The 12225-nt window shown below is 43.5% G+C and carries 16 protein-coding genes; 7 read left to right on the top strand and 9 right to left on the bottom strand.

All coding sequences use genetic code 11. The features are described 5' to 3' along the window. Positions 1 to 36 precede the first annotated feature (36 nt). On the bottom strand, positions 37 to 615 hold the full coding sequence (locus tag ACZ1GZ_RS10095) for a ricin-type beta-trefoil lectin domain protein (RefSeq protein ID WP_472664739.1): 579 nt from the start codon (positions 613 to 615) through the stop codon (positions 37 to 39). 330 nt (positions 616 to 945) lie between these two features. Here ACZ1GZ_RS10095 and ACZ1GZ_RS10090 point away from each other — a divergent pair, with 330 nt between their 5' ends. Beyond that, positions 946 to 1905, top strand: coding sequence for an MBL fold metallo-hydrolase (locus ACZ1GZ_RS10090; protein ID WP_472664738.1), 960 nt, complete (start codon positions 946 to 948; stop codon positions 1903 to 1905). Between the two features lie 70 nt (positions 1906 to 1975). Here the strand turns inward: ACZ1GZ_RS10090 and ACZ1GZ_RS10085 are convergent, their stop codons facing one another. Further along, positions 1976 to 2245, bottom strand: coding sequence for a hypothetical protein (locus ACZ1GZ_RS10085; RefSeq protein ID WP_472664737.1), 270 nt, complete (start codon positions 2243 to 2245; stop codon positions 1976 to 1978). A gap of 128 nt (positions 2246 to 2373) precedes the next feature. On the opposite strand from ACZ1GZ_RS10085, the gene ACZ1GZ_RS10080 reads away from it, so the two are divergent. Next, on the top strand, positions 2374 to 2736 hold the full coding sequence (locus ACZ1GZ_RS10080) for a helix-turn-helix transcriptional regulator (protein WP_472664736.1): 363 nt from the start codon (positions 2374 to 2376) through the stop codon (positions 2734 to 2736). A gap of 59 nt (positions 2737 to 2795) precedes the next feature. Here ACZ1GZ_RS10080 and ACZ1GZ_RS10075 read toward each other — a convergent pair whose 3' ends face one another. After that, a complete protein-coding gene (locus ACZ1GZ_RS10075) occupies positions 2796 to 3410 on the bottom strand; it encodes a hypothetical protein (protein ID WP_472664735.1) in 615 nt (204 codons plus the stop codon). Between the two features lie 177 nt (positions 3411 to 3587). Next, complete coding sequence (locus ACZ1GZ_RS10070) at positions 3588 to 4127, bottom strand: hypothetical protein (protein WP_472664734.1); 540 nt, start codon at positions 4125 to 4127, stop codon at positions 3588 to 3590. 267 nt (positions 4128 to 4394) lie between these two features. Here ACZ1GZ_RS10070 and ACZ1GZ_RS10065 point away from each other — a divergent pair, with 267 nt between their 5' ends. Further along, positions 4395 to 5126, top strand: coding sequence for a S24 family peptidase (locus tag ACZ1GZ_RS10065; protein WP_472664733.1), 732 nt, complete (start codon positions 4395 to 4397; stop codon positions 5124 to 5126). A 1-nt stretch (position 5127) separates the two neighbouring features. Here the strand turns inward: ACZ1GZ_RS10065 and ACZ1GZ_RS10060 are convergent, their stop codons facing one another. Beyond that, entirely contained in the window at positions 5128 to 6297 is a 1170-nt protein-coding gene (locus ACZ1GZ_RS10060; RefSeq protein WP_472664732.1) for an MFS transporter, read from the bottom strand. A gap of 103 nt (positions 6298 to 6400) precedes the next feature. Between ACZ1GZ_RS10060 and ACZ1GZ_RS10055 the strand changes: the two genes are divergently transcribed. Together ACZ1GZ_RS10055 and ACZ1GZ_RS10050 are read left to right on the top strand one after the other, a co-directional pair. Next, positions 6401 to 7231: a LysR family transcriptional regulator gene (locus ACZ1GZ_RS10055; protein WP_472664731.1), complete on the top strand. Its 831-nt coding sequence runs from the start codon at positions 6401 to 6403 to the stop codon at positions 7229 to 7231. Between the two features lie 107 nt (positions 7232 to 7338). Next, complete coding sequence (locus ACZ1GZ_RS10050) at positions 7339 to 7938, top strand: hypothetical protein (RefSeq protein WP_472664729.1); 600 nt, start codon at positions 7339 to 7341, stop codon at positions 7936 to 7938. Positions 7939 to 8024: 86 nt separating this feature from the next. Here the strand turns inward: ACZ1GZ_RS10050 and ACZ1GZ_RS10045 are convergent, their stop codons facing one another. Next, positions 8025 to 8603, bottom strand: coding sequence for a DMT family transporter (locus ACZ1GZ_RS10045; protein ID WP_472664728.1), 579 nt, complete (start codon positions 8601 to 8603; stop codon positions 8025 to 8027). After that, on the bottom strand, positions 8540 to 8881 hold the full coding sequence (locus ACZ1GZ_RS10040; RefSeq protein WP_472664726.1) for an EamA family transporter: 342 nt from the start codon (positions 8879 to 8881) through the stop codon (positions 8540 to 8542). The genes ACZ1GZ_RS10045 and ACZ1GZ_RS10040 overlap by 64 nt, the downstream gene beginning before the upstream one ends. An 81-nt stretch (positions 8882 to 8962) precedes the next feature. Here ACZ1GZ_RS10040 and ACZ1GZ_RS10035 point away from each other — a divergent pair, with 81 nt between their 5' ends. Continuing rightward, a complete protein-coding gene (locus ACZ1GZ_RS10035) occupies positions 8963 to 9460 on the top strand; it encodes a MarR family winged helix-turn-helix transcriptional regulator (protein ID WP_472664724.1) in 498 nt (165 codons plus the stop codon). 6 nt (positions 9461 to 9466) lie between these two features. On the opposite strand, the gene ACZ1GZ_RS10030 is transcribed toward ACZ1GZ_RS10035, so the two are convergent. Beyond that, a complete protein-coding gene (locus ACZ1GZ_RS10030) occupies positions 9467 to 10030 on the bottom strand; it encodes a phosphoglycerate mutase family protein (protein ID WP_472664722.1) in 564 nt (187 codons plus the stop codon). 515 nt (positions 10031 to 10545) lie between these two features. Next, on the bottom strand, positions 10546 to 11061 hold the full coding sequence (gene msrB, locus ACZ1GZ_RS10025) for a peptide-methionine (R)-S-oxide reductase MsrB (protein WP_472664721.1): 516 nt from the start codon (positions 11059 to 11061) through the stop codon (positions 10546 to 10548). A gap of 225 nt (positions 11062 to 11286) precedes the next feature. Between msrB and ACZ1GZ_RS10020 the strand changes: the two genes are divergently transcribed. After that, positions 11287 to 12222: a glutathione S-transferase family protein gene (locus tag ACZ1GZ_RS10020; RefSeq protein WP_472664720.1), complete on the top strand. Its 936-nt coding sequence runs from the start codon at positions 11287 to 11289 to the stop codon at positions 12220 to 12222. The last annotated feature ends 3 nt before the right edge of the window (positions 12223 to 12225 follow it).

The following is a 12225-nucleotide window of genomic DNA, read 5'->3' as shown; positions in this document are numbered from 1 at the left end:
CTGTTCCATTTCGAAATATAGCAAAAATTGGTCAATCTATTCCAGAATAGTCCAACTTTTCAGATGTGTTGGGATTGCTTTGCATAGTCCAATCACCAAACTGCGCGACATAAATGGCCCCGCTTGTTTGCTATCTCCCGATGAAGCGAGACAAAAATTATCAATACCTTGCGGTCGAATTTGGGTGCTAATTTCATCATAGGAAAATTTTTGCATGATGGTGCGCTGGCATCTGACAAGTTTCAAATTCCCCATCGCATCATCGTTCGCAATGTCTTTCGAAGCGATTTCGGCACATAGATTATCATAAGTTGCTGATTTGATCTGACCCGTTCTTATATCAAAGGAAAATTGGACATCACCACCTTGTGGCTTGCATGAATGCAGATGCAATTGATCAGAAAGCCCTCGCCCAACAGTGTCAATGCAATAGCCGAGCTTATCCTTCTCATCCAAATTGTTAGAGAGATAAATAATCGGTGCAGGTGTCTTAATCTTCGGCATCTGATCGATGGGAGTTATAATCTGAGCGTGGGTAGCTGTTGATAAAAAAACAAACGCACTGATCCCAATGCCACAAACGGAATTCAACAATTTCTGTTCTTTGCTTGGCAATTTGCAACTCCTTTTCGCAGTGCAACTCGCCCCCAGACCCATTAGAACGTAGCAGTAATGACATGAATATTCAATTAACTGCGCCTACCCAGAACTCAATGACTAATTATCGTCATGGCTTTTATAATCGTACCTCACCTCACAAAGTGTTTATCAACATGGCTTGGCCTGCCATGTTTCCGCCATAATCAGTTGATGGTGTGACTACGGATAAAATTCCACAAAAAATCGATATTTTTTACATCCAACGTAAAATTTATGACGTATAGTCCATTTATAAGAAATAATTGCACAGGATTATTTCGCCTACCACAATAAGGAGATCGCATCATGACTGTTAATATCAAATTCCCTCGCCGCAAATTACTTCTAGGAGCTGCAGCACTGCCACTTGCTGGAAGCGCCGCAACCATTTTGACATCCGGTGCGCAAGCTGCCGGGCATTCTGCTGCAAAAGCGAATGTTCCTTATTCACATTATAAAGTTGGTGACTTTATAGTCACAACATTGCTTGCAGGTTCTTCAAATGGTTCAGAACCACAGAAAACATTTGGTATGAATGTATCAGCGGAAGAATTCAACGCTGTGTCTGCTGAAAATTTGATTGCCAGTGACGCCTTTAAAGCCTTCTTCACACCAACTGTTGTTGATACCGGGTCTGAAGTTGTTTTGTTTGATACCGGTTTGGGTGGTGATGTTCCTGGCGTTGTCACAGCCTTGGAAGGTGCGGGTTACGCACCATCTGACATCACAACCCTTGTGCTAACACACATGCACCCTGATCATATTGGTGGATTAATGATGGGTGGAAATCCAACATTCCCGAATGCAAAGATCTTCACAGGTTCTGCTGAATATAATTTCTGGTCAAAGATGGAAGCCGGAAATCGCGTCGGTGATATGGTTGCTAAAATGGTAACGCCGATGGCTGACAAGATCACATTCCTCGATGATGGCGGTTCGGTTACATCAGGTATAACAGCCATGGCTGCCTTTGGTCATACGCCCGGTCACATGACATATATGCTTGAAAGCAATGGCCAGCAATTGCTCATCGCAGCGGACCTTGCAAATCATTATGTATGGTCACTTGCCAAACCTGATTGGGAAGTTCGCTTTGATGCTGATAAAGCTGCCGCTGCTGCCTCACGCCGTAAAGTATTGGGAATGCTTGCTGCTGATAAGATACCATTTATCGGCTATCACATGCCGTTCCCGGCAGTGGGTTATGTCGTTGCACAAGGCGATGGCTTCCACTATGCACCTGAAACTTATCAACTGGCTTTGTAAATCCTATAAAACCTAGCTGAAGCCATTGAGGCGCGGTATTGAAAGATATCGCGCCTTTTTCATGTGCGCATCAAAGACTGCTGACAATCACGATAATTTCTAAAAACAACAAAACAATGATCGCCAACAATAACCTTAATCTGAAAACCATTTTCCGGGTCGGTTTGTCATGGGCATCAACATGTTTGGCGATTGCAGACGTTAAAATATTTGCATAGCCAGTTGGTTGATCGATTGGGCTTTGCCGGGCCGCGCGCTCAATCGCTGCGCTAAGCCTGAGTGCCATTGCTAAAAATATTAAAATAGCAAAGGCGATGAATGTAATGAGAACCGGAACCATTTGCTCACCTGCGATTATATCTTTTTTGGTTTGATCATATCGATAACAAAATAAACATGGGTTCCTGCTTGAGGACAAGTTTAAACACAGCTAAATAGAGCTAAACAATGTTTCCAGGGACGTTTAACATGACAAGTTTTAAATCACGCAAATCAACAGGTGATGCACCTCAACATCCCGGTGAAATTATCCATAAAGCAATGAAAGACAATAATCTGCATGTCTTGCAGTTTTCAAAGATTATTGGAATGTCGAAGTTCTATATCAATGATTTAATAGACGGAAAAGAACGCATTAATCGTGCCAGCGCAGGAAAATTTGGTCGTTATTTCAAAAACGGTTCAGGCGCGTGGCTTACGATGCAAAAGCTTCATGATGACTGGGTTGCTAATGGGGGTGAATTCACGCCGCAAAAAACTGTTGAAACAAAACAGGAAACCCAAGATGCTACCCCACGACTTTCACGCTCACGCGGAATGAAATCGCATTAGATAACGCTTTTTGGTTCAGCGTTGCTTGCAATATTTGGGGCTGGATATAACCAGCTCCGTCAGTTTTTTAATCCCCAGTGCTTTGCAAGCACAGTTAAATCATCGCGCAAAAAAACCATTTGTTTCGAGACCGACTTCGAGCTTTTAAGACCTAATATTGAATAACAATATTGAGTAACGGATAACCCCTCACCGGCGATCTTTTTAACGCGCGTGACCGCTTCATTTTCACACCGTTGGTTATGCCCATATTGCGCAAGCACCTGATTAGCATTTCGTATGATGTCTTGCGCATTGATTTGTTTTTCCGTCAAAGTTAAAGGCGCTGTGGCGCAATCAACCCGCTGACGTGAATAATCAATTCCCTGTCCTGTTTTTCCCAGGCAGATCAAATAAGCACCCATATATTTGTGCCCAGCTAAATATTGCCCTTCATCAATACGTTTGCGATTAAAAAGCTCTAACAAGGGATTATCAGAGCTTCGTTGTACCACGGGTATTTTGTGTGCTTGAGGTACTTTACTTTCATGCAATTCATTCTTCTGCGCATAAGGATCATCGACATGGGCGAGCACAAACCCTTGCGAACCTTTCGGTAGTTTTTTCATACCCGGTTTGAGTTTAATGGATTGCGAATTTGGTGGTTTATAGGTGCCTTGCATTTGTGTGCGCAATATTTGCTCCTTCGTCGTTGCCTGACATATTCGGTATCAATTTGGAATTTCGCGATAAACTATAAGACAGCCCTACAATTGATCTTTTGTTATCTTCATCGGGCTAATAAAAATCAAAATTACACGCATATACATAGGTTTAACCGCATTCATTGATGATTTGATTCAAGTATTCACCTAACTGTTACGAATACTCATATGGTAGTGATACGCACAATGACTTGAACGCCGATCACCTTCACGTTTTGATGTATCTATGACTTCCGCTGCGCAACACAACATATGAGCGCTCGCATCACGATGAACATCATCGACACACCAAGAGCATCGCCCCTTTTCAAGCTTGATAAATGGCACCGGCAAATTGGTTGGGCGCTCAACCAATATTGACGGCGTGTTCCAATTTAGTTGAGAAAAAGCATGTTTTTTCTTAACTGATCTTGGCAATGGATCTGGCTTATCGCCGTCTCCTTTTCGCATGCGGTTAAGCCGATTATTGTATGATGATGCGTGATGATGTGTGGTTTTGGATGCAGGTAAGGATGAAATTTTAGGTGGCAAATCACCGGGCCTTATTTTTCTCAAGCGGTGTATTCGTCCAGAAACCATCGCTTTACTCAGACCAAGTTCATCAGCCAATTGACGATAGGTCATGTCGGTTTTTAATCCGTTGATTAAAATCGCGTCCTGCGCCTCAGTCCATGTTGTGACGCCCATAAATCGCCCCCTTTCAAGCAAAATAGCGAAGGTTCAAACGGCGACACTGATCATCAATGAGCAGAGCTTTGATGTATCCATTTATTCAATTTCAGATGAAATATACGCATATTACACCCCGTAACGACATAAAACGTATATTTTAACTTTCATACGTTAACGTATATACGTATATACTCTATTTGACAAGCGTCAATATTCGTATATGTATAAATCTATCGAGATGAGTATCCGCGTATCAACAATAAAAAAGAATGGAATACGGTCATGGATTATCGGCAACTTTTGCGCATTATGCTTCAAGATACCAAGCAGGAAGACCTCGCACTGGAATTGAGCACCACACAGGCAACCATTTCGCGGTGGCTTTCGGGGCAAGAACCTCGCGGTTCAGCACTTGAGCGTATTCGTTCTTTAGCGCGTGCGCGCCGTTTGGCTGCAGACGCCACTATCGAAAACACTCAAAACGATCTTGAAACAAACCATCACCCAACTCGGCGAACATCATCTCAAAACAATAATGGAAGACATGCAGATAGTTCAAAACATATTGTAGACATTGCCAATCTTAGCGTTTCCGACCGCCCCCTTGATCGGGAGATGACATATAATGGTACACATTCTGAGAGCTATGAGACCGAAACTGCGGATAATCCAAACAATGATAGCGGTTTTTGGAGCTTTCCAGATCAGGTCAATTCTGGCTGGAAAAATATGGATAAAACATATGCGATGACCGTCACTGGAGATTCAATGGAGCCAACATTAGCTAGCGGCTCCTATGTGTTTGTGGATACGACGCACCGTTACCCCTCCCCGCCTGATCTTTATGCTGTTGATTATGGCCATGGATTGATGGTGAAACGTGTTGAGCTTTTACCCGAAGATAAAATCCGCATTATCTCTGATAATGGTCGATATTCAGATTTTGAATTTCATCAGCAAGAAGTTGAGGTTTTTGGCAGAGTGGTTGCGAGTTTTCAATGGCGCGGATCCTAGATCACACCTGTTGTGCGCGCTTTTTAAAATGACTGGCACCCAACACCACAGCGGATAAAAGCGCAAATAGTGTTGCGATGAATATCACTGTTTGAAAGTTAAAAATCTGGGCGATGGCTCCAGTCGCAGGACCTGCAACAATCAGTGTTAGCATCATCGTGTTCCAATAAAGTGCATTACCATAGGCAGGCCTATCGGTTGAAAGAGATTGCACATAGCTAATTGCAAGCGTGGAAAATAAACCGAAATAAAAGCCTTCTAGCGCTGCGCCTATATACATATGGGCAAGTGAACTTGTGGTTCCAATCACCAATATCGCAATAATAGCCAATAATGCGGTGCCAAATAACGAAGAAGGAAGACCAAAACGATTGATCAGAACCGGGGTTGAAAAAATTGCGAATAATTCCACAAAGGTTTTAATCGTAAATGCCGTGCCAGGTGCAAATCCTGGCAAGCCAACTTCTTGTACATAAAAAATTGGCAAAGCTGAAAATGTTAATGAGTGCGCCAATGCCAGACAAAAAACAAATATGACCGCTAACTTTAAATCAAGATTTCCCGACTTATCCATTTTGCTATCATGCGCCATTGGTTTGGGCTCAGTTAAGGCATTGCGCGGAGCAGCTAGCCACCAAGTCATAAGCCATAGTAACCCTGCAATGACAGCCAATTGAAAAACGCTCTCATGGCCATAAAGATCTGCAACTGTAAAACTTAAGGCTGGTCCGACCATCCAAGATGTAGAAGTCGTTGCACGCATATAGGCATTAAATGTGCTGCGTTTAATAGAGTTGCGATCAGCAACAATTCCGCCGATTGAAAACTTGGTCGACATAGCGCTTGAACCTATTCCAAACCCGATAGCGCCGAAAAAGACAGTGACCAGGAAAGCGGCTGATAAAGAGATCGCAATCGCAGCGATTAAAAAGCTGGATGCCGCAAAGCCAATCATTAAAAACGGATTTGCCCCCGCGTCCATGCGCGCGGCTAACAACCGATTGGTCATAATAACTACAAGCGCAAATCCACCTGTGTAAATGCTGATACTCCAAGGAGCCTGATCGAGACCTTCGATTAAATGAAAGCCCATGAATGATACCGCCATGGAATTACATACTGTGCCAATAAACAGCAGCAACAGAAAAGGAACATAGCCAAAGCTTGCCATAGCGGCCTCGTTTGTTTGTAAATTGTTTGGAATTGCGTTGAAGCATAATAACAAGTGATCATTCACTTGCACAATGAAATGATTTGAATGTATCATTTCAAAAATGAATGAAGATAAATCTTTTTTGGAACATATCGACTGGGATGATCTGCGTGCTTTTTTAGCCGTAGCGCGCGCTGGTGGTCTTGCCGCCGCCGCAAAAGATATTCGATCAAGCGCACCAACATTAGGCCGGCGAATGCTTGCATTTGAGCGCGCAATGGATCGCGAGCTGTTTATTAGGCGCTCACATGGTTATGATTTAACCGATGCTGGCCACGATCTCATGGAAAAATTGGAAGGTGTGGCTGATCAGATCGAGCGTTTAACAGCACGCCGTCATAATGATGCCTTGCCGCTTGTTAAACTTTCTGCTGGTACATGGACTTCGCATGCGCTTGCGCGAAATTTGCAAGATATTGTTGGCAATCCCCCTGATGTCAGGCTTCGTTTTGTCTCCACCGAAACTTATTTAAGTCTTGCAAGGCGCGAAATCTCTATTGCTATTCGCAACCGTCGCCCCACGGAAGTTGGTTTGGCAGCCCACAAACTTGCCAGCAACGAATTTGCAATTTACGCCACACCCAATGCCGCTGAAAACTGGATTATACATTCGGTCGAAACACCATCCTCTATCTGGGCTAAGAAACGCGCAACCTCGGGCTTATATCACGAGGCCAATACGCCCAGGCTAGCACTTGATCTGGCTCTTGCTGGTGCCGGCCAGCTGATATTACCAACATTTATTGGTGATGAAGAAGCGCACTTAGAACGACGTTCACCCCCGATTGATGAACTCGCACATGATGCTTGGCTGGTGTTTCATGATGATGATCGGAACCTGCCTGAAATTCGACGGGTCATCGATCGTATTTATAGTTTGCGTAAACGCTAATTCCTTTGATTGAACTTGCATTGTAAGGCTATTTTGTTTTCTATTCAAAATTAACAATCAGTCGAATGTCTGCAAATGAACAGGCTTTAAGTGTGGAGGGTTAAATTATGAAATCGATACTTGTCGCGGCAATCGTGATTGGCAGTATGAGCAACGCGTTTGCAAATGAATGCAGTGATCGATTTGCTGACTTGCTCATTAATGGATCTGCGCAGGAAGGCCCTTTACGGCTATATATCACTCAGGAAATTGTCGGCGGGAAAACCAGCACCAACTATCATCATAGTGATGGTAACAATAATGGCATGACTGAAATGATTGATCCTGAAGGTGATCCTTGGTCACTGTTTTTGGGTGACAATATGTATGCGTCCTCAGACAAGGGGCAGAGTTGGAATTTAATCAACACATGGGATGCAGAAAAAAGCCGCAATGACATGAAAACAGCCCTGACAAAAGATGCAGCAGAGGCAACCGATATTTCGTGCGGCACTGAGGACCTAGATGGTACATCCCATGATGTAATTAAAGGTACTTACACCTCTTCTATGGCAGGTGGCGCAACAATCGATCAAATCTATTGGGTAGATCCATCCACTGGTTGGTTGGCCAAGTCTTTCAGCCACTATAAAAGCGATCATTTTGAGTCAAAAACCACACAAGTGGTTGAGCCAGCGTCACTTTCTGAACTCCCTAATCCTGAATAAACTTGTAAAGCACATTAAGAAGCAAAGAGTAGGTCAGAGGGTCTAGGGACCCAATCTAAGCGACATTTAGGGCAGAGCAATGAGTATCATTTCTTGGTGGATCTTAACGCATATTGGCCAAACAAAACGCTTGTAAAGACAATTATCATTCCCAGTAATTGCGTCAGATTGAGTGTTTCTGACAAGATGATCCAGCCCAAAATCGCCGCGCTTAACGGGCTGAATAAACCAAGAATTGAAACCGCTGTCGGCTGTAAGAGTTTAATACCACGCAACCAAATGACATAGGTTAAACCCGCACCGATTAATCCTAAATAACCAAGCGCAAAAAGGTTTGTCAGCGTTATTTCAGAGAAAGGTGTTGGCGCAACAAATGCCAATGGTATCAACAATATACCACCCGCTGTAAGCTGCCATGACGTATAGGTGATGGCTGATACTCCGGGCTGCCATTTTCGACTTAAAACTGTGCCAAATGCCATAGAAGCAGAACCTGCAATTCCTGCCAAAACACCTAAACTATCAAGTTTGGCATCCGGCGTGAGAACAATTAACGCCACACCAAATGCGCCGGTAGTGATGGCAAATATTGACACAGGCTTTATAGGCGACCCCAAAATACCTCGCGCGGCAAAAACAACAATAAACGGTTGCAAAGCCCCCATAACTGCCGCCACTCCCCCGGCAATCGATAGGCTGTGAAAAATAATAAGGACCAAAATATCGAAAAGTTTAGCGCGCCCAAAATGAACATTTTGCCAATCAAATGCCCATGCGGCAATTGCCGAACAATACACAAGAGCAGCAAGCCTGCTGGCAATGCACGCAAAAGCGAAATCGTAAAGGGATCAAGATTAGGCAAAAATTGTGTCGTAACAATATAACTGCTGCCCCAAATGATGGGGGCGATTGCGGTGATGGAAATATCAAAGCTTCGTGACATGGGAGAAATCCAATTTATCTTGACGTCAAGATATCCATTTTTATCTTGACGTCAAGATAAAATCTTATGTAGAGTTTTTTCATGTTTGACATTGATGAAATTAGAGCCCAATGGGCAAAACAACGTGCTGATCTTGATACTGAGCCCATGGCTCTGATCGGGCGCTTTGTTCGGATATCCGCCTATTTATCCTCAGAAATGGCGAAGACATTTGCAAAGCACGAACTTAATGCTGCAAGTTTTGATGTTTTGGCGACCCTGTTAAGATCTGGTGAACCGCATGCTCTTTCACCCAATGATCTTTTAGCGACAATGATGGTTACGTCAGGCACCATGACCAATCGCATTGATCAATTGGAAAAGGAAGGGCTAGTTGCGCGGGTTCAAAACCCGAATGACAAACGCAGTGTGTTGGTACAACTCACCGAAAATGGACGAATAAGAATTAATGCTGCGGTCACGGACCATGTTGAAACTCAAAAGCGGCTCGTTGAGAATTTCCCGCAAACCAGTCGCGAGATGCTTAACGGGCTGATGCAGGATTACTTGAACCAAATAGATAAATCAAAAACGGATTAAGTGCGCCTAAACCCGCAAAATCTCAATACCGACCCAACGATTACCATCATGCGCGAGGCGAAAGCCTTCGCAATAATCAAAGATCTCACCCCATTTTCCATGATCTTCATCAGGCAACGCACCAATGGCCATTAGCTCCATTATGCCGCCATGAGATACCCCTAGGATTGTTTGACCATCTTCAATCTGTTCAATGTGCAAGGCTAAAACATCGGCTTGCTGCTTTGCATATTTTGCAAGCTTTTTATGTTTTTTAACGGCCTGGCTTATGGTTTTAAATTCAGCGGGCCATTTGCTCTTTTTATAAATTTTTTCCGGGAAATCACCAAGGCTCTTTGCAAAGATATCAACTTCAAAACCGAAACATATCGCGGTTTCGATAGCACGGGATTTTTTGGATGTAATCACACCATCAAACGGCATTGTCTTATCTTCGCACATCCCTTTCCCAACTTGACGCGCAAGCTCAATCCCTGTCTGACTGAGGTGTTTTCGCGGCTTTCTTGAACCAGATGTGCAGTTTTCGTATTTCCGTCGCATGGAGTGGCGGCGCATCTCGAAAAATTTCATTTATGACCCTCGATCATCCAGAAACATGAATACAATTATGGTTTAAGTTGATTTGATCGGCAAGTTTTACAAGAATCTAGCGTTAACGGAGATCATTTTTAAAACTTAAAACTAAATCATGATCAGTTGACATAGATCAATTCAGTTACCTTAGAACCACATTATATATGGTGTCAGAGTTACGGAGCAAATATACCCTCCCCGACCTTTCCCCAATGAGGTCGACCGCATGGCGGCTCCGTTTTCTCCTCTCATGAAGGCTTCGAGTTTTATAAAAACTTGAAGCCCTTTTTGAGAGACTGAGGTCACCAGACGTGGCAATAAAATTTAGATGATTTTGCAGTTTTATCGCAAAACTGCAAAAATTGTGCGCGCAATTGATCCAGATCAATTTGCTTTATGTTTTTTAGTTTATTGTGGAACGTGACGGAACGCGGTCTCCCCCCGAGGCCGGGATTAGTCCGACTGCTAAAGCCCAGCGCGTTCCGTCAACCTATTTTCAGAAAAGAATATCTTTAAGCTTCTGCTGCTTTAAATGTGAGCGCAGCACCGTTCAAGCAATGGCGCAATCCTGTTGGCTCGGGTCCATCATCAAAGATATGACCAAAATGCCCACCGCAACGACGGCAGTGTACCTCTGTACGGGTCGAGAAAAATGAATTGTCTTCTTTTGTAAGCACTGCATCATCAATATTATCCCAAAAACTTGGCCAACCGGTACCGCTTTTATATTTGGTTTTTGAGGAATAAACGGGCAAATCACAGCCTGCACAATGGAATGTACCTTCTCGGTTTTCGTTCAATAATGGATGTGTGAACGAACGCTCGGTCGCTTCATGACGCAAAACTTTATACTGCATATCATCTAAAATAGTTTTCCATTCAGCATCAGGTTTTGAGATTTCATACACAAAGTTATCACCTGCTTCTGCTGGCCATTCGTTTTTTGCAACATTGGCGAAGCCCGAACGAGCCAAAAGCGCACCAGCGCCTAGACCTGTCGTGATGGTTAGAAAAGTTCTGCGGTTCATAATATTTCTCCTGTGGTCATTGCATCAAACTGTTTTGTGGACATTGATGTAACGAGAAAAAGCAAAGTTTAGTTTCAATTGAAGAGTTTATCGCAAAAATTGGGATCAACTGATATTAAATAAAGCGTGAGAGGCATGTGATGAAATGTTTGATAGCGTTTGATCTAGACTTGATGGCCATGCGCGCCTTGTATAAGTTCACGCAAACATATCAAAAGGCTTATCATGACAGACATCATTCTTCATAATTATCCCCAATCTCCAGTTGCTGAGAAAGTACGCGTTGCTTTGGGTATTAAAAAACTGTCCTGGTATTCTGTTGAAATTCCTCGTCTGGCGCCAAAACCAAATTTAACGAAACTTACGGGCGGGTATCGTCGAACCCCCGTCATGCAAATAGGTGCTGATATTTATTGTGATACGCAATGTATTTTACGAGAACTCGAACGCCGTTTTCCCTCACCTACATATTTTCCAACCAAAGACAAAGGCTTGGTCTGGTCGCTGAGCCGTTGGACCGATGGTACATTATTTGATTTAGCAGTAAAAATTGTGCTTGGCTCTGCGGGGGAAAACCTTCCTGAAGACTTCGCAAAAGATCGTGGACGATTATATTTTGGTCCTGATTGGGCTGAAGGCTTAAAAAAAGCCAATGCGGATCTGCCTCATCTTGCCGCTCAGATGAGAGCACAAATGCAATGGCTGGATAACGAGCTTTCAGATGGACGCAGCTTTTTACTGGGTGCTGAACCGGGCGCTATTGATGCACAATATTACTATATTATCTGGTTTTTAAACGGGCGTTGGGAGCATGGCCCAATGTTCTTGTCTGAGTTTACTCACCTACAAAAATGGGCTGAAAAAGTTAAAGCCCTCGGACATGGCGAGATGAAAGAACTCTCGCCAGAAGATGCGATCAAAATCGCTGCAGAAACTAAACCTGCTCCACTTCAACAAATGGATCAAAACGACCCGCAAGGCTTAAAGCTTGGCGACCTTCTCATAGTATCACCGGATTTGAATGGCGGAGAACAACCTGTTGAAGGCAGTTTAGTATTTTCAGATCACGAACGTATCGTTGTTCAAAGAGTAGATGCCGATGTTGAAAATGTGTATGTGCATTTCCCGCGCTTAGGCTATCGCGTTGAGAAAAAGGTTTAGATC

The organism is Lentilitoribacter sp. JB5-8 (assembly GCF_055693385.1).
This window is presented reverse-complemented; position numbering and strand designations above follow the sequence as displayed.